The sequence below is a fragment of the Rhodoferax sp. GW821-FHT02C08 genome (assembly GCF_059421805.1).
The window spans coordinates 89,460-113,297 of record NZ_JBWKVR010000003.1 but is presented as its reverse complement, the minus strand read 5'-3'; the positions used below and the strand labels follow the sequence as shown (position 1 = coordinate 113,297).

The 23,838-nt window shown below is 61.6% G+C and carries 21 protein-coding genes and 4 tRNA genes; 11 read left to right on the top strand and 14 right to left on the bottom strand.

The features are described 5' to 3' along the window. Nucleotides 1–79: 79 nt before the first annotated feature. The 5 genes from AC07VY_RS04655 to AC07VY_RS04635 all read right to left on the bottom strand — a co-directional run bounded on the left by AC07VY_RS04655 (nucleotide 80) and on the right by AC07VY_RS04635 (nucleotide 2,131). Nucleotides 80–164: transfer RNA gene (locus AC07VY_RS04655), tRNA-Leu, on the bottom strand. Nucleotides 165–535: 371 nt separating this feature from the next. Further along, nucleotides 536–611 (bottom strand) — tRNA-Gly (locus AC07VY_RS04650). Nucleotides 612–675: 64 nt separating this feature from the next. Next, a tRNA-Cys gene (locus tag AC07VY_RS04645) sits at nucleotides 676–749 on the bottom strand. A 47-nt stretch (nucleotides 750–796) separates the two neighbouring features. After that, nucleotides 797–873, bottom strand: a tRNA-Gly gene (locus AC07VY_RS04640). Between the two features lie 100 nt (nucleotides 874–973). Next, nucleotides 974–2,131, bottom strand: a complete 1,158-nt coding sequence (locus AC07VY_RS04635) for a pyridoxal phosphate-dependent aminotransferase (RefSeq protein ID WP_495096567.1) — start codon at nucleotides 2,129–2,131, stop codon at nucleotides 974–976. Between the two features lie 66 nt (nucleotides 2,132–2,197). On the opposite strand from AC07VY_RS04635, the gene AC07VY_RS04630 reads away from it, so the two are divergent. Next, nucleotides 2,198–2,419 (top strand): hypothetical protein, encoded by a 222-nt coding sequence (locus tag AC07VY_RS04630; protein ID WP_495096568.1) that lies wholly within the window; start codon nucleotides 2,198–2,200, stop codon nucleotides 2,417–2,419. Here the strand turns inward: AC07VY_RS04630 and AC07VY_RS04625 are convergent. Then, on the bottom strand, nucleotides 2,416–3,687 hold the full coding sequence (locus AC07VY_RS04625) for a branched-chain amino acid ABC transporter substrate-binding protein (RefSeq protein ID WP_495096569.1): 1,272 nt from the start codon (nucleotides 3,685–3,687) through the stop codon (nucleotides 2,416–2,418). The genes AC07VY_RS04630 and AC07VY_RS04625 overlap by 4 nt on opposite strands. Nucleotides 3,688–3,780: 93 nt before the next feature. Between AC07VY_RS04625 and AC07VY_RS04620 the strand changes: the two genes are divergently transcribed. Further along, nucleotides 3,781–4,161, top strand: coding sequence for an Hsp20/alpha crystallin family protein (locus tag AC07VY_RS04620; protein WP_495096570.1), 381 nt, complete (start codon nucleotides 3,781–3,783; stop codon nucleotides 4,159–4,161). Nucleotides 4,162–4,176: 15 nt separating this feature from the next. On the opposite strand, the gene tsaD is transcribed toward AC07VY_RS04620, so the two are convergent. Next, nucleotides 4,177–5,208, bottom strand: coding sequence for a tRNA (adenosine(37)-N6)-threonylcarbamoyltransferase complex transferase subunit TsaD (gene tsaD, locus AC07VY_RS04615; protein WP_495096660.1), 1,032 nt, complete (start codon nucleotides 5,206–5,208; stop codon nucleotides 4,177–4,179). Between the two features lie 119 nt (nucleotides 5,209–5,327). Between tsaD and AC07VY_RS04610 the strand changes: the two genes are divergently transcribed. The 5 genes from AC07VY_RS04610 (at nucleotide 5,328) to AC07VY_RS04590 (ending at nucleotide 11,852) form a co-directional block, all read left to right on the top strand. Next, nucleotides 5,328–5,975 carry an ANTAR domain-containing response regulator gene (locus tag AC07VY_RS04610; RefSeq protein ID WP_495074677.1) on the top strand — a complete coding sequence of 216 codons (648 nt, stop codon included), beginning with the start codon at nucleotides 5,328–5,330 and terminating at the stop codon, nucleotides 5,973–5,975. 275 nt (nucleotides 5,976–6,250) lie between these two features. Further along, a complete protein-coding gene (locus AC07VY_RS04605) occupies nucleotides 6,251–8,371 on the top strand; it encodes a putative bifunctional diguanylate cyclase/phosphodiesterase (protein WP_495096571.1) in 2,121 nt (706 codons plus the stop codon). Nucleotides 8,372–8,688: 317 nt separating this feature from the next. Next, entirely contained in the window at nucleotides 8,689–9,933 is a 1,245-nt protein-coding gene (locus tag AC07VY_RS04600) for a CmpA/NrtA family ABC transporter substrate-binding protein (RefSeq protein ID WP_495074679.1), read from the top strand. Between the two features lie 144 nt (nucleotides 9,934–10,077). Continuing rightward, complete coding sequence (gene ntrB, locus AC07VY_RS04595; RefSeq protein WP_495096572.1) at nucleotides 10,078–11,001, top strand: nitrate ABC transporter permease; 924 nt, start codon at nucleotides 10,078–10,080, stop codon at nucleotides 10,999–11,001. Then, entirely contained in the window at nucleotides 10,998–11,852 is an 855-nt protein-coding gene (locus AC07VY_RS04590; RefSeq protein ID WP_495096573.1) for an ABC transporter ATP-binding protein, read from the top strand. Before ntrB ends, AC07VY_RS04590 begins: the two co-directional genes overlap by 4 nt. Nucleotides 11,853–11,915: 63 nt before the next feature. On the opposite strand, the gene AC07VY_RS04585 is transcribed toward AC07VY_RS04590, so the two are convergent. The 5 genes from AC07VY_RS04585 to AC07VY_RS04565 all read right to left on the bottom strand — a co-directional run bounded on the left by AC07VY_RS04585 (nucleotide 11,916) and on the right by AC07VY_RS04565 (nucleotide 17,482). Beyond that, nucleotides 11,916–15,065 carry a bifunctional diguanylate cyclase/phosphodiesterase gene (locus AC07VY_RS04585; RefSeq protein WP_495074682.1) on the bottom strand — a complete coding sequence of 1,050 codons (3,150 nt, stop codon included), beginning with the start codon at nucleotides 15,063–15,065 and terminating at the stop codon, nucleotides 11,916–11,918. A gap of 193 nt (nucleotides 15,066–15,258) precedes the next feature. Beyond that, complete coding sequence (locus AC07VY_RS04580) at nucleotides 15,259–15,945, bottom strand: helix-turn-helix transcriptional regulator (RefSeq protein WP_495074683.1); 687 nt, start codon at nucleotides 15,943–15,945, stop codon at nucleotides 15,259–15,261. A gap of 79 nt (nucleotides 15,946–16,024) precedes the next feature. After that, on the bottom strand, nucleotides 16,025–16,528 hold the full coding sequence (locus tag AC07VY_RS04575) for a GyrI-like domain-containing protein (RefSeq protein WP_495074684.1): 504 nt from the start codon (nucleotides 16,526–16,528) through the stop codon (nucleotides 16,025–16,027). Between the two features lie 45 nt (nucleotides 16,529–16,573). Then, a complete protein-coding gene (locus AC07VY_RS04570) occupies nucleotides 16,574–17,083 on the bottom strand; it encodes an EVE domain-containing protein (protein WP_495096574.1) in 510 nt (169 codons plus the stop codon). A gap of 9 nt (nucleotides 17,084–17,092) precedes the next feature. Then, nucleotides 17,093–17,482, bottom strand: coding sequence for a VOC family protein (locus AC07VY_RS04565; protein WP_495074686.1), 390 nt, complete (start codon nucleotides 17,480–17,482; stop codon nucleotides 17,093–17,095). 380 nt (nucleotides 17,483–17,862) lie between these two features. Here AC07VY_RS04565 and AC07VY_RS04560 point away from each other — a divergent pair, with 380 nt between their 5' ends. The 4 genes from AC07VY_RS04560 to AC07VY_RS04545 all read left to right on the top strand — a co-directional run bounded on the left by AC07VY_RS04560 (nucleotide 17,863) and on the right by AC07VY_RS04545 (nucleotide 20,594). Continuing rightward, the gene (locus AC07VY_RS04560; protein ID WP_495074687.1) at nucleotides 17,863–19,089 is read left to right on the top strand and encodes an MFS transporter; all 1,227 of its coding nucleotides are present in this window, start codon (nucleotides 17,863–17,865) and stop codon (nucleotides 19,087–19,089) included. 215 nt (nucleotides 19,090–19,304) lie between these two features. After that, on the top strand, nucleotides 19,305–19,766 hold the full coding sequence (locus AC07VY_RS04555; protein WP_495096575.1) for an SRPBCC family protein: 462 nt from the start codon (nucleotides 19,305–19,307) through the stop codon (nucleotides 19,764–19,766). Between the two features lie 32 nt (nucleotides 19,767–19,798). Beyond that, nucleotides 19,799–20,137 (top strand): ArsR/SmtB family transcription factor, encoded by a 339-nt coding sequence (locus AC07VY_RS04550; RefSeq protein ID WP_495096661.1) that lies wholly within the window; start codon nucleotides 19,799–19,801, stop codon nucleotides 20,135–20,137. Beyond that, nucleotides 20,109–20,594 (top strand): SRPBCC family protein, encoded by a 486-nt coding sequence (locus AC07VY_RS04545; RefSeq protein WP_495074689.1) that lies wholly within the window; start codon nucleotides 20,109–20,111, stop codon nucleotides 20,592–20,594. The genes AC07VY_RS04550 and AC07VY_RS04545 overlap by 29 nt, the downstream gene beginning before the upstream one ends. A gap of 32 nt (nucleotides 20,595–20,626) precedes the next feature. Here AC07VY_RS04545 and AC07VY_RS04540 read toward each other — a convergent pair whose 3' ends face one another. Together AC07VY_RS04540 and AC07VY_RS04535 are read right to left on the bottom strand one after the other, a co-directional pair. Further along, a complete protein-coding gene (locus AC07VY_RS04540; RefSeq protein ID WP_495096576.1) occupies nucleotides 20,627–22,378 on the bottom strand; it encodes a bifunctional protein-serine/threonine kinase/phosphatase in 1,752 nt (583 codons plus the stop codon). 51 nt (nucleotides 22,379–22,429) lie between these two features. Beyond that, complete coding sequence (locus tag AC07VY_RS04535) at nucleotides 22,430–23,701, bottom strand: type IV pili methyl-accepting chemotaxis transducer N-terminal domain-containing protein (RefSeq protein ID WP_495096577.1); 1,272 nt, start codon at nucleotides 23,699–23,701, stop codon at nucleotides 22,430–22,432. Nucleotides 23,702–23,838 lie beyond the last annotated feature (137 nt).

Sequence of the window (23,838 nt, the reverse complement as noted above, 5' to 3'; positions counted from 1 at the left end):
TCCATTTCGGAGAAAAAACGAAACCTTAGACTGGAGTCGTTGCTTTTCGGGTGTGTTTGAGACTTCGTGAAATAAGAGATGGTGGCTCGGACCGGAATCGAACCGGTACGACTTGCGTCGGCAGATTTTAAGTCTGCTGTGGCTACCAATTACACCACCGAGCCTACTTCGCAACGCACTTGCACGTTGAAACAAAACAGCCCCGGCAACGTGATGGTTGACAGGGCCGGATCTAGAGGCGACTACCAGTCAGTGCCGGTAAGGGTATTGCGGGTAGAACCTCAAATACCTTGGACGCCTCTGTTTCTTTGCGCCAGTGCTGAAAAGCCTTTGGATTGTACTCTGCTATCGCAAGCCCAGCACCCGAGCTTGGCAACAAAAACCACTCTTGCGAGACATTCAGATCGCACTGAAACGGCGTGCCGGCAGAAACGAACAAGCCACCCAGAAAGGCTGTCCGATACACAAGCGCTTATTTACACAACAAATTTGGACGTAAAAAAAGGAAGCATATAGCTTCCTTTTTTTACTAATTTGGAGCGGGAAAAGAGTCTCGAACTCTCGACCTCAACCTTGGCAAGGTTGCGCTCTACCAACTGAGCTATTCCCGCGTTTCAAGCCTTGCATTATAGCATGACTTTTTGCTCTTAATCTGGAAAACCAGACCAAGCTTTTTGGAGGCGCGACCCGGAGTCGAACCGGGCTAGCCGGATTTGCAATCCGGTACATAACCGCTTTGTTATCGCGCCCAAACCACACATAAAAAAGGGAAGCATTGCTTCCCTTTTTACCAATTTGGAGCGGGAAAAGAGTCTCGAACTCTCGACCTCAACCTTGGCAAGGTTGCGCTCTACCAACTGAGCTATTCCCCGCGTTTCAAGCCTTGAATTATAACATGATTTTCAGCTTATTTTGACTTGAACTGTGTTCTTGTCGCTTGCTGATTCAAACTATTTGTATGCTGCAGCAAGCCTCAAATTATAGCCCACTTTTTGAGTCTTTCCACCCCCTGCTCCAATCTCTGCAGATTTTGCGACGCGAAACACCAGCGCAACCATCCCTGGGCCTGTGGTGCAAACGCATTTCCGGGGGCCAGCCCCAGGCCAGCCTCTGCCACTAAGCGTTTGGCGGTCACCAAGGAGTCGTCATGGCCTTCAAGCTTGAAGAATGCATACATGCCCCCTTTGGCAGGTGCCACGTGCACACCGGGCACGGCCTGCAGCAGGGGTACCAGGGTGTCACGGCATTGCTTTAGATGTGCCACTACGCGCGGGGTGATCTCATCGGTGCGCTGCAAAGCCTGGATGCCCGCGCGCTGCACGAAGACACTGGCACAGGAAGTGTTGAACTCAATCAATTTACCCATATGCGGCGTTGCGCTGGCAGGCATCACCAGCCAACCCAGGCGCCAGCCCGTCATCAAAAAGCTCTTGGAAAAACTGTGCACCACTATCAAGCGATCCTCCGGCTCGGCTACATCCAGGAAGCTGGGGGCGCAGCCATTCGGACTGGGTTCGTAGTACAGGCGCTCGTACACCTCATCGGCCAGTATCCACGTGCCCGTACGGCGGCAATGGTCAAGGATGGTTTGCTGCTCGGCTCTTGTCAGCGTCCAACCAGTGGGGTTATTGGGTGCATTTAGGATCAGCAGTTTGGTCTCTGGGGTAATGGCCGCCAGCAACTGCGCCATGTCTAAGGCCCAGGCTCCATCGGCTTGCGGCTGCAAGGCCACGCAGCGCAATTGCGCCCCCAGAATGACAGGTTGGGCCGTCAGGTTGGGCCACACCGGCGTCACTGCGACCACCTCGTCACCCGCGTCCACCAACATCTGGATGGCCAGCATCAGTGCGTTCACGCCGCCCGATGTCATGGCAATGCGGTTCACCTCTATAGAACCGTGCAAGCGGCTCATATAGCCGGCCACAGCTTCACGCAATTCAGGCAAACCTAGGTTGTGAGAGTAAAACGTTTCACCTTGCTGCAAAGAGGCGATCGCGGCCTGGCGAATGAAATCAGGCGTCACCTCGTCGCTCTCGCCAAACCAGAAGGCCAGCACATCACTGCGCCCCATGCCTGCATTGGCAACTTCACGGATTTTGGATTCCTCAAGATTCAGGATGTCTTGGCGCATGGAGATAGGTGGAAAAGATGGAGTCCTGATTATGATGAACTCCGCCCCATTTCCAGGAGACCCTCCATGCGCTTGCGCACCCTCGCCTGCTATGCACTAGCCGCGACTCTGGCCGCTGCCGCACCTCTGGGCGTTGCAAAGACCAAAAAGAAGCAGACCACGGGCGAATCCTCGCAAGAGCGCATCCACCGCGGCTCGGCCGAGAGCACGGCCGAACGCGACAAACGTCTGCTGCGCGAATGCAAAGGCCGGCCGAATGCCGGGGCCTGCGCGGGCTACACCGGCTAGCTGGGGCGCTGCATCTTGCAGCTGTTGGGCATTTCGGCCTGGGCCGCGCTGATCTGTTTGATAACGCGAAAGCCGTAACCTGAGCCCTCCACGTCGAACTTCACACCCGGCGCGCCCAGCCGGTCCATGATGCCTACCGCAAGGTTTTGCTGGAACTGGTGGTCCACCCCGCGCATGCTGCCACTTTGGCCATACAAACTAACGCTGGCGCTCTCCAGCTTTGCGGCGACAGCTATTAAATCCATAGTGCCCGCTTTTTCAATGGCCTGGGCCAACGCCTCGACCATGAGCTGCATGCGCATGTGCAGATAGTCTTCAGACGGCTTGGGAAAGCGCTGGCGAAAAGCTTTGACAAAAGCCTCGCTCTGCGCGCCAGGCACGTTTGGCAGCCAGTCGGCCACGGCAATCACCTTGCCCACGCCCGCCTCGCCCAGTGCTGCCGGTGCGCCCAGGGCGTTGCCGTAAAAGGTGTAGAACTTGCCTTCAAAGCCCAGCTCACGTGCAGCCTTAACCAGCAGAGTCAGGTCGTTGCCGAAATTACCGGTGATGACGGCCTGGGCGCCGCTGGCCTTGATCTTGGCTACATAGGGCGCGAAGTCCTTGATGCGGCCCAGGGGGTGCAGCTCATCACCCACCACCTGCACATCGGGGCGCTGAATGGCCAGCTGGCGCTTGGCCTCGCGCGCCACGGTTTGGCCAAAGCTGTAGTCCTGGCCCAGGATGTACACGTTCTTGACTGCCGCGTCTTCCTTGAACACCGACATCAGCGCCGCCATGCGCATATCGGTGTGAGCGTCGAAACGGAAATGCCAGTAGCTGCATTTCTCATTGGTCAGCGTGGGGTCCACTGCCGCGTAGTTCAGGAAAATCACGCGCTTGCCAGGCTCGCGCTCGTTGTGCTTGTTGATGGCATCAATCAACACCGCAGCCGTAGCCGAGTTATTGCCCTGCATAACGATCTGCACGCCGTCGTCGATGGCCGCGCGCAGCGCCGACAAGGCCTCTTCGTTCTGGCCTTTGCTGTCGTAACGCTCCAGCTGCAGCGGGTGCTTACCGTCGGGCAACTTGACGCCACCACGCGCATTCACGCGCTCCACCGCCCACACCAGGTTGCGGAAAACGGCCTCGCCGCCGTTGCCCAACGGGCCGCTCAACGCCTCGATCTGGGCCAGTTTGATGGGCGCCGCAGCGCCCTGGGCCCGCACCAGCGCGGGGGCGCATAGAGACGCTCCCAGAAATTTCAAGAGCTGGCGGCGAAACTTAAACATGGCGAAATTTCCTTGAAAAAAAACCGGATGCACACAGATGCTGTCCATGCGGCAATCACTGTGAGGGCCGCGCAGTGTAATAGGAGCTACCTCATGTTTTTTGCCACCAACATCCCCGCATCTGCCCGCTTCGTGCGCCCAGCACACAGCCTGCGCGCACTGCATCGCCTGCTTGAAGAAAACCATGCCAGCGCAGCCCAAGCAAGCCACAACGTGACCCAGGACGAGACCAGCTACACCCTGCAATTCGACGTGCCCGGCATCGCCAAAGAGCAGCTGTCCATCGGCATCGAAGGCAACGTGGTGCGACTGGAAAGCCTGCCCGATGCGCCCCGCAAATACAAGGCGGCCTACGAATTGCCGCAGGACATTGACGTGTCGGCCAGCGACGCCAAGCTGGAAAACGGTGTGTTAACGCTGAAGCTGGCGAAGAAGGCGCCGGTCAGCAATGTGTCCACCCTGACCATCAACTAAGGCTGATAAAAGCGACTAAAGACTGTCCAAAGGCCAGCGCGGTTTCACGTCGAACGCATAGGTTCGCGTGGCCGCCTGCAGGCCGGACTGCAGGCGCATGGCGCCGGCCATGGCAATCATGGCTCCGTTATCGGTGCATAGGTGCAGCTCGGGGTAGTGCACGCGCACGCCGGCTTTGGCGCAGACAGCATTCAGCTGGGTGCGAAGCGCTTTGTTGGCCCCCACGCCGCCAGCAACAACCAGGCGGCGCAAGCCAGTACGCTGCAAGGCTGTAACCGATTTCTTCCACAGCACCTCGACAATCGCCGCCTGGGTACTCGCGGCCAGATCGGCTTTACGTGATTCCAGATCGTCGCCCAGCTTCTTTGCCTGGGTCATCACCGCAGTCTTCAAACCGGCGAAGGAAAAATCCAGATTGCCGCTGTGCAGCAAGGGGCGTGGCAGCTTGAATGCAGCTGGGTCGCCCTGTTCTGCCTGGCGTGACAAGGCCGGGCCACCGGGATAGCCCAGGCCCATCAGCTTGGCGGACTTGTCAAAGGCCTCGCCAGCGGCATCGTCAATGGTTTCGCCCAGCATCTCGTAACGGCCCACGCCGTCAACGCGCATCAGCTGGGTATGGCCGCCAGAGACCAGCAGCGCGACAAAAGGAAATTCCGGCGGGTCGGCGCTCAGAAACGGTGACAACAAATGCCCTTCCAGGTGGTGCACGCCCAACACGGGCTTATCCAGTGCCGCACCCAGCGCGCAGGCCACGCCCGCACCCACCAGCAAGGCTCCGGCCAGCCCCGGGCCACGGGTGTATGCCACCACATCCACATCGACCAGGCTTTGGCCCGACTCGGCCAGAACCTGCTGGGTCAGCGGCAGCACGCGGCGGATATGGTCGCGGCTGGCCAGCTCGGGCACCACGCCGCCATAGGCCTGGTGCATCTCGATCTGGCTGTGCAGAGCGTGTGACAACAACACGGGCAAATCCGAGCCCTCGGCACGCACCAACGCTATCCCGGTTTCATCACAGGATGATTCAATACCTAGTACCAGCACAATAGACCTCTCGCTTTTTCAGCACAGCAACCAAACGCTGGAGTTTAGAACGTGTTCCCAGGTGACCCCTGCTTTCCAACCGCCGTGCACCTTATTGGCGCAAATCTTGCGTATTTCCCGCCATGAGCCCTTCCCTGCGTATCGTGGTCATTGCCCCGGATCTGGACATACTGGACCCGTCGGACAGCCATGCGTTGCTGCAAGCCGATCGCTCACGTGCACTGCGCATCGGACTGCTGGAAAACAACTACAACCTGATCGCCAGCCTGCCCGCCGACGTGTTCCTGACCGAGCGCCTGGCCCAGCTGCAACCCGACATGATCATCGTGGACGCCGAGAGCGAGGCGCGCGATGCCCTGGAGCATGTGGTGATGGCCACGCGCAATGCCCCCCGCCCCATCGTCATGTTTACCAATGACGGCGACACCTCGCATGTCAAGGATGCGGTGGCCGCGGGTGTGTCGGCCTATATCGTGGCCGGCCTGTCGGCCGACCGCATTCGCCCCATACTCGACGTGGCCATGGCCCGCTTCGAACACGAGCAGGCCCTGCGCACCGAGCTGGCCGTGACCCGCGTGGAGCGCGATGAACACAAGGCCGAGCTGCACAACCGCAAGATCATAGACCGCGCCAAAGGCCTGCTGATGCAGCGCCAGGGCATCACCGAACCGGAAGCCTACGACAAGCTGCGCAAAGCCGCCATGGACAAGAGCATGAAGCTGGTGGAAGTGGCCCAGCGCATACTCGATGTGGCCGAGCTGCTGGGCTGAACCGGTGGAATGCACCAACCCAGTGCCAATTTGTTTCATAATGAAACAAGGCCATGGCGCAATCTGCATATGACCTTACAGCTATCAAATAAGTAGCAATAGCGATTTTCAAGGCTGGCACAGGGCTTGCGGAAACAGACCTAGCTGCAGCGCCCTAGACCCTCTGCACACCAGACACACAGGTCGGCTTGGCTGAGGACTACTTGGTTTTTGCAAACACCGAATCCACTTTGACACCCGTATTAGCCCCATTTGCCCGAGCCCAGCAGGCGACCGTGCATGCCGCAAAGCCCGTCAATCTGCACCGGGTGCTGGACACACTGGTCAACAACCTGGAAGGTATGGCCTACCGCTGCCTACCGGACGGTCGCTGGACCATGCGTTTCGTCAGCCAGGGCTGCACGCGCCTGTGCGGCTATAGCGCGCACGAGCTGCTAGACCCGCAACACATCACCTGGGAAGCCATTACCCACCCCGACGATCGCGCCCGGGTACGCCAGGAAATCGGCGCCGCTATTACCCAGAGCCAGCGCTTCACCGTGTACTACAGCATCACCACCCGCAGCGGAGAAATCCGCAAGGTGAAAGAGCAAGGCATACAGGTCACGGACGAGGCCGATCAGCTGGTGCTGGAGGGCTTCATCGAGGACGTGACCGACGTCCACCTGACGCTGGAGGCCCTGGCCCATGCCGAGCTGCGCTACCGGCAAATCTTTGAACACGCCCGCGAAGGCATCTTCCAAACCACGCTGGATGGCCGCTACATCGCCGCCAACCCGGCACTGGCCCTGCTCTACGGCTACGCCACTCCAGAGGAGCTGATCGCCGACCTGTCCGACATCGACCGCCGCCTGTATGTGCAGCCCCATCGGCGCGAGCGCTTCGCCCGGTTGATGGCCGCGCACGGCGAGGTCAGCAACTTCGAGTCCGAGGTGTACCGGCGCGACGGCAGCAAGATCTGGATTTCCGAGAACGCCCGCAGCGTTTATGACAGCCAGGGCGCCTTCATCTGCTTCGAAGGTACGGTGCAGAATATTTCCGAACGCAAACATCAGCTGGAGCAGCTCGAATACCAGGCCAACTACGACACGCTGACCGGCCTGGCCAACCGCAACCTGCTGCGCGACCGCATCGCGCCCGCTATATCCCATGCCGAGCGCCTGGGGCATTTCCTGGCCGTGGTGTTCATCGACCTGGACCACTTCAAACTCATCAACGACAGCCTGGGCCACGACGCGGGCGACCAGCTGCTGGTGGAGATTGCGCAGCGCATCCGCGCCTGCATGCGCGCCTCGGACACGGTGGCCCGCCACAGTGGCGACGAGTTTGTGCTGCTGCTGAACGAGCATATGCAGGCCCACTCAGTCATTTCGCACCTGCAGCGCCTGCTGGGGCAGATCAACCAGCCGGTGCACCTGCAGGGCCGTGCCTTCCAGATGGGCGCCAGCATGGGCGTGGCGCTGTACCCGCAAGACGGCAAGGATGCGCAAACCCTGCTCAAGCACGCCGATGTGGCCATGTATGCGGCCAAGGAGCGCGGACGCAACAACTTCCAGTTCTTCACCCCCGAACTCAACCAGGTGGCCGACGAGCGCCTGAACCTGGGCACCGCCATGCGCGTCGGGCTGGAGCGAAACGAGTTCACCGTGGCCTACCAGCCCAAGGTGGATGCGCAGGGCCGCATCACCGGCCTGGAGGCGCTGGCCCGCTGGCACAGCGCGCGCATAGGCACGGTGGGACCAGACCGCTTCATCCCTATCGCCGAAGAGACTGGGCTGATAGGCGCGCTGACCGACACCATCCTGCGCCAGGCCTTTGCCGATGCTTGTAGCTGGGCGCCAGTGCAGGGCCGCCAGTTGTCGGTAGCGGTGAATCTCTCGGCCAAGCTGTTTCTGGCCAACGACCTGGTGGCGCGCATCCGCAATCTGCTGCAGGCCAGCGGCCTGGCGCCGCAGCGGGTCGAGCTGGAGATTACCGAAAGCGTGTTCCTGCACGATATGGGGCGTGCCGTGGTACTGCTGAACGAACTCAAGGCCCTGGGCGTACGCCTGGCCATGGACGACTTCGGCACCGGGTATTCGTCGCTGTCATATCTGCGCAGCCTGCCGCTGGACACCATCAAGATAGACCGCTCGCTAATCACCGGCATCGAACAGGACGAAGACCTGGCCGTGATTGCCTGCGCCATCGTGAACCTGTGCAAAAACCTGCGCAAATCGGTGGTCGCCGAGGGTGTGGAAAACCGTGCCCAGTTCGACTTGCTGCACGCCAAGGGCTGCGACGGCTTTCAGGGCTATCTGTTTTCCAAGCCGGTGCACCAAGACGTGTTGCGCAAGCTGTTGGCCCAGGCCCGGGGCACCATTTTGCTGCCGCCGGCCGAAGCCCTGGCCTACTGAAATGATGCACTGCACAAGAGCAGTGCAAAACCCAGCTTAAAAACAAAACAAGCACCAGCGCAGACAAACAAAGCGCAAGCAGCTATATTTTATATAGCAATCAACGACAAAACAGCCTGGCACGGTGTTTGCTTAAATAAACCAAGACCAAGGTTGGTCCCATGGCAGCTGGAATCCAATGGCGGGTTGCAGCGATCAGTTTTCGGACAAAGGCGTCCCCATCCGTTCGGGCGGCTGCACATGCAGCCCCGAGCGCGATGAGGACGCCTTTTTTGTTTTTGGCCCCGACTTTCACATTCACTTTGGGAAGCTTGCACATGACCGATCTTTTGACCACCAAACTGAGCCGCCGCACCGTGCTGCAAACCGCGGCAGTAGGCGCCGTAGGCATCAACCCGGCGCTGCGTGCCGCAGTCTACGCCCAGGGCTCCGACAAGCCCGAAAAAGAAGAAGTCAAGATCGGCTTCATCCCGCTGACCGACTGCGCCAGCGTGGTGATGGCTTCGGTGCTGGGCATCGACAAGAAATACGGCGTGAAGATCATCCCCAGCAAGGAAGCCAGCTGGGCCGGCGTGCGCGACAAGCTGGTCAACGGCGAGCTGGACTTCGCCCACGTGCTGTACGGCCTGGTCTACGGCGTACACCTAGGCATCAGCGGCCCCAAGAAAGACATGGCCGTGCTGATGACGCTGAACAACAACGGCCAAGCCATTACGCTGAGTAAAAAGCTGGCCGACAAGGGTGCCGTCAACGGTGCCGGCCTGGCCAAGCTGATGGCTACCGAGAAGCGCGAATACACCTTTGCCCAGACCTTCCCCACCGGCACCCACGCCATGTGGCTGTACTACTGGCTGGCTGCCAACGGCATCAACCCCATGAGCGACGCCAAGGTCATCACCGTGCCACCGCCACAGATGGTGGCGAATATGCGCGTGGGCAATATGGACGGCTACTGCGTGGGCGAGCCCTGGGGCCACCGCGCCATCATCGACGGCATCGGCGTCACTGCGCAAACCACGCAGGACATCTGGAAGGACCACCCCGAAAAAGTGCTGGGTACCAGCGCCGAATTCGTTAAGAAATACCCGAACACCGCGCGCGCCGTCACCGCCGCGATTCTGGAAGCCGGCAAGTGGATCGACTCCGGCCTGGCCAACAAGAACAAGATGGCCGAAACCATTGCCGACAAGAGCTACGTCAACACCAGCGTGGACGCCATCAACCAGCGCATCCTGGGCCGCTACCAGGACGGCATGGGCAAGACCTGGGACGACCCGAACTACATGAAGTTCTACAACGAAGGCGCGGTGAACTTCCCCTACCTGTCCGACGGCATGTGGTTCCTGACCCAACACAAGCGCTGGGGCCTGCTGAAGGACCACCCCGACTACCTGGCCGTGGCCAAGCAGATCAACCAGATCGACATCTACAAACAGGCCGCCACCGCCAGCAAGACACCCGTGCCCAAGGACGTGATGCGCAGCGCCAAGCTGATGGACGGCATGGTGTGGGACGGCAAGGACCCGAAGAAGTACGCCGACAGCTTCAAGATCCACGCCTGAACTTGGCTCCCCCCCAGGCTTCGCGCACTGCGTGTCGCTTTCGCCAACCCCCTACAGGGGGCGATACCAGTGGCCCGGCAAAGCCGGTTCCACGGTATCCCGCGAAGGGGAAACGCTCAACCTTCATCTACCTAGGAGAACCCCATGGTCAGTGCTGTATTCCACTCCCCCGGCGGCGTCGAATTTGACGAGCCCGCTACCACGATTGCTCCCAAAATGCTAGCTACCACCGCAACACCTACCAGCGCCAACGCCGTAAAAGACGTAGCACCCAAGCTGCCCTATGACTGGCGTGGCCTATGGCTGAAAGTGCTGCCGCCGGTGCTGGGCCTGGGTCTGCTGATCGGTATCTGGGCGCTGGTGTCGATCGGCACCTCGTCCAGCATCCCCTCGCCTTACGAGACCTTCCAGCAGGCGGTGGTGCTGTTCAGCGACCCGTTCTACCGCAAGGGCCCGAACGACCAGGGCGTGGGCTGGAACGTGCTGGCCTCGCTGCAGCGCGTGGCCGTGGGCTTTGGCCTGGCGGCGTTGGTGGGCATACCGGCCGGCTTCGTGATTGGCCGCTTCACCTTCATGAGCCGCATGTTCAACCCGCTGATCAGCCTGCTGCGCCCAGTGTCGCCACTGGCCTGGCTGCCGATTGGCCTGATGGTGTTCAAGGGAGCGCACCCGGCAGCCATCTGGACCATCTTCATCTGCTCGATCTGGCCCATGGTCATCAACACCGCGGTGGGCGTGCAACGCGTGCCGCAGGACTATATGAACGTGGCCCGGGTGTTGAACCTGAGCGAATGGAAGATCGTCACCAAGATCCTGTTCCCCTCGGTTCTGCCCTACATGTTGACCGGCGTGCGCCTGGCCGTAGGCACAGCCTGGCTGGTGATCGTGGCCGCCGAGATGCTGACGGGTGGCGTGGGCATCGGCTTCTGGGTCTGGGACGAATGGAACAACCTGAACGTCAAGAACATCATCATCGCCATCTTCGTCATTGGCATCGTCGGTCTGGTGCTGGAATACGCGCTGATCAAGCTGGCCACCGCATTTACGTTTGAAGAGGTGAAATCATGAGCATCCCATCCATCCCCGCCCATGCCGTCCCCAAGTACATCGAAATCCAGGGTGTGGAGCAAACCTTCCGCACCGCCAAGGGCAGCTTCCCGGCGCTGCGCGACATCGACCTGACGATTGCCAAGGGCGAGTTCGTGGCGCTGATCGGCCACTCGGGCTGCGGCAAGTCCACCCTGCTGAACCTGATTGCCGGCCTGACCAACCCCACCCGGGGCACACTGATCTGCGCCAACCGCGAGATCAAGGGCCCCGGCCCGGAGCGTGCCGTGGTGTTCCAGAACCACTCGCTGCTGCCCTGGCTGACCTGCTTTGAAAACGTCTACCTGGCGGTAGAGCGCGTATTCGGTGCTGGCGACAAGTCCACCGGCGCCGCCGCCGAAAACAAGGCCCAGCTGAAGGCCCGCACCGACGCGGCCCTGGCCCTGGTCGGCCTGACCGCCGCCGCGCAAAAGCGCCCCGGCGAAATCTCCGGCGGCATGAAGCAGCGCGTAGGCATTGCCCGGGCCCTGAGCATGGAGCCCAAGGTCTTGCTGATGGACGAGCCCTTTGGCGCGCTGGACGCCCTCACCCGCGCCAAGCTGCAGGACGAGCTGCTGGCCATCGTACAGAAAACCCAAAGCACGGTGGTGATGGTGACCCACGATGTGGACGAAGCCGTGCTGCTGAGCGACAAGATCGTGATGCTGACCAACGGACCGGGCGCCACCATCGGCGAGGTGCTGGCGGTGGACCTGCCGCATCCGCGCAACCGCGTGCAGCTGGCCGACGACCCGCGCTACCTGCAGTACCGCAAGGCGGTGATCGACTTCCTGTACACCCGCCAGGCCCATGTGGAGAAAATCACGGCTTGAAAATACGGCTCTGGCGCAGATAACACCTGCGCCAGCAGCTATAAATACCGTAGCAAATCAGTATCAGGTACCGCGCACCAGAGCCTCGAATGCGGCCAGCGGCAGCGGCCGACTGAACAGATAGCCCTGGTAGGCATGGCAGCCCTGGGCCGCCAGCACCTCACGCTGGGCCTCGGTTTCCACACCCTCGGCCACCACCGACAGACCCAGGCTGTTGCCCAGCACGATGACCATATTGGCGATGGCCGCGTCGTTCGGGTCGGTCAGGATGTCGCGCACAAAGCTCTGGTCGATCTTCAGCTGGTCCAGCGGCAGACGCTTCAGGTGCGACAACGAGGAATAACCGGTACCAAAATCATCCAGCGAGAAGCCCACGCCTTCGGCCTTGAGCAGCTCCATCTTGGCGATCACGTCCTCCACATTCGACACCAGCAGGCCTTCGGTCAGCTCCAGCTTCAACAGCTGCGGCCGGGCACCGGTACGCCGCAGCACATCCAGCACCTGGTCCACAAAGTTGCTCTGGTAGAACTGGCGCGGGCTGACATTCACGGCCACCGTCAGATGCGCCAGGTCGGACTGCTGCGCCCATAGTGCCAACTGGGTGCAGGCTGTCTCCAGCACCCACAGGCCCAGGGGCAGGATCAGGCCGGTGTCCTCGGCCAGCGGGATGAATTCGGCCGGCGACACCATGCCGCGCTCGGGGTGGTTCCAGCGCACCAGTACCTCCACCCCGGTGTACACGCCCCTGCCCACCACCTGGGCCTGGTAGTGCAGCAGAAACTCCTGACGCACCAGGGCTTCACGCATACCGGTCTCCAGCGCCGCGCGGGCCGATACCTCGGACTGCATCTGCGGATCAAAAAAGCGCAGCGTATTGCGGCCAGCGGCCTTGGCCTGGTACATGGCCATATCGGCCCGCTTGAGCGGCTCCTCGATACCCTCCTGCGGCTCGCCAAACAGGGTGATGCCTATGCTGGGCGTGCTGTGGTGGGCCTGGTCACCCAACATATAACTCTGGTTCAGCGCGGCCAGCATCTTCTCGCCTACCGTCTCGGCCAACTTCGCCGCATCCAGCGGGTCGCTGCCCAGGTCCTCCAGCATGACCACGAACTCATCTCCGCCCAACCGGGCCACGGTGTCGCCCTTGCGTATGCAGGTGGACAGGCGCGCGGCCACGGCCTGCAGCAAGAGGTCGCCCTTGTGGTGGCCAAAGGTGTCGTTGAGGATCTTGAAGTTGTCCAGGTCGACGAACAGCAGTGCACCCAGGCGCTTGTGGCGCGGCCACTGGGCCATGGCATGGGCCAGGCGGTCCATCAGCAGGCGGCGGTTGGGCAACTGGGTCAGTGGGTCGTAGAAAGCCAGGTTCTGGATCTGCTCCTCGGCCAGCTTGCGCTCGGTGATGTCGGTCATGTTGTCCACGTAGTGGGTGACCCGGCCGGCGGCGTCCTTCACGGCGCTGATGGTCAGCCACAACGGAAATTCCTCGCCGCTCTTGCGGCGGTCCCATATCTCGCCCTGCCAGGTGCCGGTGCGGGCCAGGCTGTCCTCCATTTCCACAAAAAAGGCCGCGCTTTGCCGCTCCGAGCGCAGCAGTTGCTGCGGCGTGAGGCCCACGGCATCCTCCGCGGTATAGCCGGTGATGGCGGTAAAAGCGCTGTTCACCCGCAAAATGACCCAGTTCTCGTCGGTCACCAACATGCCCTGCTGCGACTCGAAGGCCGTGGCGGCGATGCGCTGCTCCTCGTCGGCCAGCTTGCGTTGGGTCAGGTCGTGCAGCACCGTGTGGATAGCGTCCACGCCGTCGAGCACGATGGAGGTGGCCTGTACCTCCACGTCCACCACACTGCCATCCAGACGAAAGAAACGCATATGCGCCGGCCCCACGTTCCCGCCGGTTTCCAGCACATAGCGCAGGCGCTGGTGCGCCAACTCGACGGAGTCGGGGTGCAACCGGTCATCCATGCGCGTGCCCAGCAAGACATCGGCCGACGCCGCGCCCAACAGTGCCAACGCAGCAGGGTTGGCGTAGATGATGGCTCCAGAAGCCTGCACCAACACAGCCTCGGGCGAGCGCTCCACAATGGTGCGGTAGCGGGCTGTGCTGTCGCGCAAAGCCTGCTCGCGCTGATCAAGGGTTTGCAGCAGGCGGTTGAAACCACCAATCAGGGCACCCACCTCGTCCTGCATCGGTATGTCCAGCGGACGCAAGACATGGCCCCGATCGGTCACGTCGGCCAGGGTTTTAACGGCAGCCAGCATGGGCGCGAACTGCCGGCGCAGCATCCACCAAACCAACCCGCCCGCCAGTAGGCTCAAGAACACCGCCACCAACAGCATGCGCCTTTGCATCGCATAGATAGGCGCAAAGGCCTCGTCTGCGGGCAGAACGGACGACAGGGTCCAACCCGCAGCCCCAATCTTCATGCTGGTAGACAACACTTCCTGCCTCGTGCGATCCAACGACAGACCATAGCTGCCATCTGCCTCGAAGAGCCGGTCTATCGAAGGATCCACACCGGCCGCCGGCAATACTTGCGACACCAGAGCTTTGTCGGTGGCTGCCACCACCTGCCGGTACTTGGTCGTAATCAGGATATAGCTGCCGGTACGCGCATGGCGCTGACCCGTCACCTGGTCCAGAAAATTGGGTTCAATCAGGTTGGTCCACCCTGCCATGGCCCCCACCGCTTCACCCCTGGGGCCTCGCAACGGGATCACCATCGAAAGAATCCAAGCCTGCAGCCTGGCATCCCAGAATGGGCGGCCTACGGTGGCCGCGCCTTCACGCATGGCGGTCGCCACCGCCTCATCGTCCAGGCCATTGCTGCCCATGCGGTCGGCCAGACGTTTATCCGTATCCACCACGGTGCCGTCACGGCGGTAAGTGATAAAACCTGCATTGAACAGATTGCGAGTGATGGGCCGCTGGCCTACCCAGGACTGCAGCACCGGCTTGGAATCCAGCGCATCGGATGGCACTTCGACCGAAAGATTCACCAGCGCCTGGAAGCGCTGTTTCACCGCGTTGCTGAGATCAGAGGCCAGTGCCTGGGTGGTAGTGACTTGTTGCTCCCCCAGCAACAACTGCATTTCATCTCGCAGCACGCGGCTGGCATACAGCGCCAGCGACCAGATACCCACCAAAAAAATGGCCAAGGTACTCAGGGTCACCCGTGTCTTTAGCGAGCGCCATTGAAAGACCTTCACATGCATGCCCAATATTCCCCCCATCACCGACGCCCCTGCGCATTCCCGACAGTTGGAACGACAGACTAAATGCTAGCCACCATACCATTCCTACCACTCAGCACGCTTACGACTTTTTACGAATCGACTGTACTAGAGAAACAAGAGCCTGCTTGCAGTCTATTCAGGGCGGCAAAGAGATCACGAACATGAACGCAAGCTAACAAGCCACCTTGCGCAAAAAGTCCGCCAACGTGCGCCCGGCCTCGGAGCGGAAGGACGCGTCCAGCACCTCCAGGCTGCGGATGCGGTCCACGCGGAAGCTGCGAAAGTCATCGCGGGCCTCGCACCAGGCCACCAGGGTCCAGACCCGCCCCCAGTAAAAGCAGCCCAGGGGCTGCACAGTGCGCTGGCTCTGGGCGTCCTTTACGTCGCAATAGTCCATCTGCAACTTGCGGCGCTGGCCTATGGATTCACGCAGCAGCTGCAAGTGGGCGCGCACCGGAGCGGTCAGGCCGTTGTAGCTAGCCGGCGGCGCATACACCGCCAAGCTCTCGGCGGCCACCCGCGCGGCCGGCGGCAAGATGGACAGCATCTTGCCTAAAGCGTCCTCAGCAGCCAGGGCCAAGGGCGCATCCAGCCAAGGCTGGGACAAGCGCACGGCGGCCACCAGGGCCTTGGCCTCGTCCTGGCTGAACATCAGCGGCGGTAGCTCGAAGCCGGCGCCAAAGCGGTAGCCCATGCCGGCCTCGCCCTCGATAGGCACGCCCTGGCGCTGCAGGTCGGCCACGTCGCGGTACACCGTGCGTTCGGACACCTCCAGCCGCTCGGCCAGAAAGGTGGCGGTGGACAAACGCCGCCCACGGATCAGCTGGACGAGCTGGAACAGGCGGTCGGCACGGCGCATGGGGTGTTGGAAGTTTTAAGCAATTTAGGCCACTAGCGCAGGCATTACCTGCGCCGGCAGCTATGAAAAATGCAGCAGATCAACCTGCCCCGCTGCCAGCTACCGTCACACCGATGTAGACGGCGATGCGGCCCTCGCCGGTGTACTCCTCAAAGTCCACGGCGTAGCGGCGCGGGTGGGCGGGCGCATTCTCAAAATACTGCCACACCGCCGCCCACAGGGCCAGCACGGTTTGCGGCATGGCGCCCTGCCCTTCGAACACCATGTAGACGCCGGCTGGAATCTCCAGGCTGTGCAGGCCCAGTGAAGCTTCTGGCGGCTGCTGGGTCTGCACGGCGGCAGTCAGGTCGTAGGCACCGTTCACATCCGAGGCATAACCGCTATAGGCACCGTACAGCGCCGCCTGCGGGGTATAGCCCGGCACAGACTGGGCTACCCGCTCGGCAAAGAAGCGGCCCCACAGGGCCGGAATCTTGCCAGTGAGGGGGGTCATCTCCTCCAGGTTGCTGGTGCGCGTGGTAATGCCGGCCAGTAGCCGGGCTGTGTCTAGGCGCACCAGGCGCGGCGGAGGGATCAGGGTCATATTGGAATGTCCGGTATTGAAAGCTGCAGACCTCTGTGCGAGGCGCTATCTAATATAGCTATCTGCGCAGATTCCCTCTGCGCCAGAAGGCTGAATCATTTGAAATTGCAAGGCCGCCAGGTCGGCCTGCATGGCCTGGGCGATCAGGCGCATATCGGCGTCGCTGATGTCGAACAGGCCGAAGCGGAACTTATAGCCCCAGCGTGCGAGCGACTCGACAAATTCGAACTGCGGCAGCAGCGGCAGGATGGACGCCTCTTGCGCCGGCACATAGGCCACGTCCCTGCGGAACGGCACAAAGCCGCCGCCCATGTCAAAGGCGTAGGGCCCGCCCGGCTGCACGAGGCCGATCGACACAAAGCGCTGCAGCCGGTCCTTGCCGCCCATGGTGACGGTGGGCGCGTAGTAGGCCACGCGGTCGCCGGCCTGCACGCGCTTGAGCGGTGCGGCCTTGCCATGGCAGACCTGCATATAGCCCACACCGCCCGCCTCGACGCTGCAGCCACGCCGCGCATGGACGGCGCTGGCCACGGCAATCCAGTTCTTGCGTGCCATGGCCAATACTTAGGCCAGGGAATGCAGGCCGACGCGGTTGCCGTCCGGGTCACGCAAATGAGCGATGAAACCCATGCCCGGAGGCAAGGCAGTTTTTGGCTTGAGCAGCTTGGCGTCCAGACTTTGCGCGCGCGCCAGGGCCGCGTCTATGCTGGGCGAGCAGTCCAGGTACACCAAGGTGCCCTGGATGGAGGGTTCGGGCGTGTCGGCGCCGCTTTGCAGGCAGCCTTTCACACCCTCGTCCGGTGCAGCAAAAATGGCTAACGTGTAGTCCTGCCCGCCCATGGGAAAGACTTCGCGGTGCAGGCTCTTGCCCAGCACGGTTTCGTAAAAACGCTGGGCCTGGTCGATGTTCTTGACCGGGATTTCAAACCAGCTGATGGCGTTGGAGTTAGACATGGGATGCATCCTTTCGGGGTTCAGTTAAAGAGAACCGTATGGTGCAGACCTGCTGCTGACAGCGTGGTGTCAGCAGGCTGCGCCCGGTACGCCCATTTCTGCACCAATGTGTCGCATTGCCATGGCACAACTTTTGCATGATTCACTGCGGGCGTAACGGCGCGCCCATTCCTGCCCCCACAGGCAGGCTGTGCATACAACGAGGTGTGCACAGGGTAGTGCTCTCCGCAAGACCAGGCATGGCGCAGGCCATATGGTTTCTGTTGGCGGGTTTCATTTCCATAACCGTATCTTTGCAGCACTGTCAGTGCACGTTTGCGTGCGCGATGGCCACCCCTGCTCCCACGCAGCGGGCATGCAAAACCTAGAGGACCTTGACCATGGCGACACAGCCAAGCTATTTCCGCAGTTTTCTGAAAGCCGGCCACGCACCGACCCTGGGGGCGGCATTCTTCTACTTCGCGTTTTCCTGCGCGATCTGGGTGCTGAACGGCACCATGGCGCCCTTCATCACCGAGGCCTACAAGCTGTCGCCGGCCGAAAAAGGCGTAATGCTGTCCATCCCCATCTTTGCCGGTGCGCTGATGCGCTTCCCGCTGGGTATCCTGGCCCAGTACATAGGCCGTAAGAACGCCACGCTGGTAGAGATGGGCGGTATCGCCATTGCCATGCTATTCGGCTACTTCTTCGTCCACTCGTTCAACGAGCTGCTGGCCATGGGCGTGCTGCTGGGCATTGCCGGTGCCAGCTTTGGTGTGGCGCTGTCGCTGGGTTCAGGCTCGTTCCCACCGCGCTACAAGGGCCTGGCCATGGGCATCGTGGGTGCGGGCAATGTGGGCACGGCCGTATCCGCCCTGCTGGCGCCGCCCCTGGCCCAGGCTTTTGGCTGGCAAACCGTGTACGGCTTTGCCGCCGTCGCCATCCTGCTGCCCATGCTGGCGATGATCATCTTCGCCCAGGAACCACCAGACCTGGACAAACACGCCAGCTTCAAGGAGCACATTGCCTGCCTGTTTGAAAAAGACGGCTGGGCTTTCAGCCTGATTTACGCCGTGACCTTCGGCGGCTTCATCGGCCTGACCACCTTTTTGCCCAGCTACTTCTACGACCAGTTTGGCGTGAGCAAAGTGCAAGCCGGCCAACTGACCATGCTGGCGGCCTTCATGGGCGCGGCCCTGCGGGTGTTTGGTGGCTGGATCTCGGACCACTGGGGCGGCGTGAATACCTTGACAGGCGTGCTGCTGGTGGTCAGTGTCACGCTGGTGCTATGCGGCCTGTCGCAAAACTCCTTGCCTATCACCGTACTGCTGTTCCTGGTCTGTTTTGCGGCCCTGGGCGCGGGCAATGGCGCACTGTTCCAGTTGGTACCGCTGCGTTGGCCTCTGTCCACCGCAGTCGCCGGCTCCATGATCGGTGAGATCGGAGCCCTGGGCGGCGGCCTGATTCCCAACGCCATGGGCTTGAGCAAGCAGCATGCGGGCAGCTATATCTGGGGCTTTGTAGGCTTCGCCGCCTGCGCCGCCGCCATGCTGGTGCTGCTGCGCGTCATGCAGATCCGCTGGACCCGTACTTGGGCAGAGAAAGGTGGGCGCGCACGCAGTGCGTGAGAATTTCACGGGAAATTCCTGCCTCTAAGCCGCCACCAAACTCCTTTCCGCCACGAACCGAGCAATCAGACGCTACCTAAAAAGTAGCTTGCCGCGCAGCCTCTACAAGGGTTGCGCGGCTTTTTTTCGTTTGAGCCCACTTCTTTGGTTAGCATTCGATTTGACATGCAAGTATTTACTTGCATATACTGACTCCACACTTCAAGGAGAAAGTCATGGTGGATATCCTGCACAGGGTCGGAATCAAGTCGTCGGTAGACGCGGTCTACCAAGCGTTGACAACGCGCACGGGCCTGGCGGCCTGGTGGACGAGCAACACGCAAGGTGATGCTGCAGCCGGCGGCGCCCTCCGCTTCCGCTTCAGCGCTGGCGGTGTTGAGATCGGTGGCTTTGACATGCAAGTGCTGGAACTGGAACCCGCCCGCAGCGTGCTGTGGCAGGTGGTGGACGGCCCCGCGGAATGGATAGGCACCCGCATCCGCTTCGACCTGCAGCAATCCGGCGACCACGCCATCGTTCTCTTCAAACACCAGGGGTGGAAAGAGCCGGTGGAATTCATGCACCATTGCAGCACCAAGTGGGCGATTTATCTGATGAGCCTGAAATCGCTGGTGGAAACCGGCACGGGCACCCCCAACCCGAACGACCCGCATATCAGCGGCGACGGTGCGGACTGAGGTGCCACCGATGATGAAAGCACGTTTTGGATATCGACAAAGTTTTCAAAGCACTGGCCGACCCGACGCGCAGGCGCCTGCTCGACCAACTGCACAACGAGAGCGGCCAGACACTGGGCGCACTGTGCGAGCACATGGACATGACACGCCAGGCAGTCACCCAGCATTTGCAACTGCTGGAGGCCGCCAACCTGGTGGCGGTGGTATGGCAAGGGCGCGAAAAGCTGCACTACATCAACCCCGTGCCGCTGCACGAGATTCACACGCGGTGGATCGCCAAGTTCGAGCACGGCCGACTTGACGCACTGCATCAGCTGAAGAACACATTGGAAGGAAAAGCAGATGACAACGACAACACCGACAAAACCTAGTTTTGTATACGTAACCTACATCGCCACCACGCCCGAAAAGGTGTGGCAAGCCTTCATGGACACCGACGTAATGGCGCAGTACTGGGTGGGCCCCACATCAGAATGTGCCCGCGTCAACGTGTCCGACTGGAAGCCCGGCTCGAAATGGGAACACCAACGCCTGGATGCCGCGCGAACGGTGGATATCTGCGGCAAGGTGGTGGAGTGCGATCCCCCCAAGCGCCTGGTCTACACCTGGGCACGCCCCAGCGAAGCCGGTGACGAAGCCAAACACTCGCGCGTGGAAATCGATATCGAACAGCGCATCGACGGCCTGGTCCGACTGACCGTCAGCCATATCGATCTTGACGCGCAGATGTTGGCAGGCATATCGGGTGGCTGGCCGGCAGTGCTGTCGAATCTGAAGACCCTGCTGGAGACTGGGCATGTGTTGCCACGCGTACCCACTGCGGCCTGAGCGACTGTTCACGGTCTATGTGGGGCCGCTCCCTACTTCGGCAAAAACAGCAGCCAGTACACCAGCAGCAGGTTAAACAACACCGACACCAGCAAACCCAGCTTCCAGATGGCCGCTGGGTCGCGCCGCAGCCGTGGTGAAGGGGCTGGAGCCGTCAGGGGCCGCGAGGCGCCCCGCTCCAGGGCCAGTAGGAATTCCTCGCCGGTCTCAAAGCGCTGGCGCTGGTCGCGGGCCACGGCTTTCAGCACCACATGGTCCAGCCAGATGGGGATCTCAGGGTTGTGGCGGCTGGGGGCCGTGGGCTCACGGTAGTAACGTCCCACCTGGTAGGGCAACACATCGCCATAGGGCAGCTTGTGCGTCAGGAGTTGGTACAGGGTCACGCCCAAGGCGAACAAATCGCTTTGCGGGTTGGGCAGCTCTTCCGGTGCGTCGCTGCCCAACAGACTGAAACCCCATTGCTCGGGATTGATATAGCTGGGCGTGCCCGCGTGCAGCTTGCGCATGGCCTCAGGTTCACGGCCGCTCAGTGCCACACCCAGGTCCAGCAGGCGCAGCACGCCGTCTTCGCCCTGGTGCAGGTTGGCGGGTTTGATGTCGCGGTGGATCACGTTTTGCCGGTGCAGCCGGCCCAGCGCCAGTGCCACCTGGCGCGCCGCGCTGACGGCCTGGTGCACGCTGAACTTGTGTTGCCGGTCCAGCATCTGCTGCAGAGTCTCACCGCTGTGCCAGTCGTACAGCAGATAGAACGCACTGGCCGGCTGGCCGGTGCTGCTATTGGTAGGAAATGTGTCGTGCAGCGCCACCAGATGGTCGGCGGCACGACCCGACAGCATGCGCTTGGCCAACCAGGCCTCGTGGGCCAGCATGGCGCGCTCCTGCGGATCATGGGCGCGGCTGGGATGTAAGGTTTTCAGGGCGTACAAGGCCTGGGTTTTCGGCTCGCGCACCTGCACCACCACGTTGATGCCGTTGTCTGCCACCATCGCGGTGACAACCAGCCCATCCAGCATGTCGCCCACACGGAACGGCCCGGGGATGGGCAGCGCACGCGCAGCGCGGTTTTCGTCTTCCAGCGTGGCGTCCAGCAAACCCAGAACACGCACCACCATGGCGGTCAGGTTGTCACGGCTGCCACGTTGCAGTGCAGCCTGCACCAGGTTTTCGGCGGCAAGCTTGGCGCTGTCGGCCTGGGCCAATGCCTGCAACTGCGGGTCGGCCAGCACGCCGTGCACACCATCGGTCAGCAGCACAAACACGTCACCCACCTGCAGGTCGCCTTGCAGGTAGTCCACCAGCAAGCGTTCGTCTATACCTACCGCACGCAGCAGCTGGTGTCGCAGATCGGGGTGATCGGCCACATGGTCGTGGCTGAGCTGGGTGAACACACTATTGCGCAGCAGATAAGCGCGCGAGTCGCCCACATGCGCCACGGTATAGGACTGGCCGCGCAGCACCACGGCTGTCAGCGTGGTCAGGCCCATGGCCGGCTTGCGACGGCGGTTGATGCCGGCCAGCCAGGCGTTCTGCGCACCAATGATGCGATCCAGCGCCACCGTGGTGTCCCAGGTTTCGGGCGTAGCGTAGTAGTCGCGCACCAAGCTGGTGACCGTGGTCTGCGCCGCCTCCTTGCCCATACCGCCGGCACTTACACCGTCGGCCAATGCCACGATGGAGCCCATGCCCAATTGGTGCGCCTCCGGCAGCATGGCCGCGCAGAAATCCTCATTCACCGGCTTGGTGCCGGCGAGGGACGTAAAACCTATGTCGATATCAAATGCCATGCACCAAGCAAGCAATTAATGCGCCCAATTTGGTGCATAAACACCTAGGACTTACCCCATCAGCATCTGCATGCTGTGCTCGTACAGGTCGCTCAGGCCTTCAAACACATCCAACAGGCCTTCGCTGGCCAGGGCCACGGCCTCCAGGCCGCGTGGCATATCGGCTGCGCCGGACTGCAGCTGCCGCCACTGCTCGCCCGCTGTCACCAGCTTGGCTCGGATTTCGGGGCTGCTGAGCGGAATGTCGTTCAGATAGTTCAGGGCCTGCTCAAAGGTGTCGCGGGCTTCGGCCATGCCCGCATGGGCGCGCTGCTGGGTGGCGCGGTCGCCCAACATGGCCAGCAAGGCCAGTTTGGCGAAACGCTGGGACAGCATGCGCTGGCGCCCGGCCACGTTCAATACATGCAACGGGGCCACGGCACCCGCACTTTCCAGCACACCGGTGAGCCGCTCGGCATGCAGCAGCAGTTGCTCGGCCTGACCATCTACCTGCAGCATCTGGCTAGTGCGCTGCTCAGCTTGCAGACCGGATTTGAGCTGGCGCCAGCTTTGCCCCACCTGGGCCAGCAGGTCGCCAAAAGTGGGCTGTGAAAGACTTTTGCCCAGGAAGGCGATATTGCCGTCGATGCGCTGGGCCGACTGCAGCTGTGCCTCGGCGTACTGCGCGGGCTGCACGCCTGCCAGCTGCAGCAGGTACAGCTTGACCATGCGCTGCGAAAGCATGCGCAGCTGGCCGGCGCGGTTCACCCCCTCGGCAAAGCGCGCCGAATGCACGATGTGCTGCGACACCTGGCCCAGGCGCTGATTGGTGTGCATGGAGGCGGTACGCAGCATCTGGAAGGCGTCATCATCGGACACCTGGCGTGCATGCATCAGCACGCCCTTGGCACGCTCCACGATCTTGCGCTCGTCCAGGCGGTTGCGCAGGTCCTGCAACTCATCCCGCAGCGCCTGGTCACGCTTGAATACCGCCTGGGCCAGCTGCAGCAGTGGGCGTAAGCGGTGCTGGCCATAGCCATTCACCACATAGGCCTGCACGCCGCAGGCCAGGGCCAGGTCCAGGCGGTCGGCGTCGTTGTCGTTGGTGAACAGCACAACTGGACAAGGCGCGGTCTCCAACAGGGCCTGCAAGGCCTTGAACAGGCTGTCGTCGGGCAGCGGGTCGTAAATCACAAACACATCTGGTGCATGCAGCACCGCCTCTTGCACCAATTTGCTGCGCTCCACCGGCGGCGCCAGCAGGCGGATGCCCACCGCCTCCAGGTCAGCCAGCAGGGTGTGCGCTCCCTGGGGCGCGTTGAGATGTACCAATGCAGATGTCATAAAAATCAATCGCTTTTTCAAAGGCTGCGCCCCCCGGGGCGTCACAAGCCCATAGGGTAAACCCATATCCGATCGGATGGCACAGCTTTTGCATGAGAAATTGCGGGCGTAACGACGCGCCCTTACCCGTCCATCCG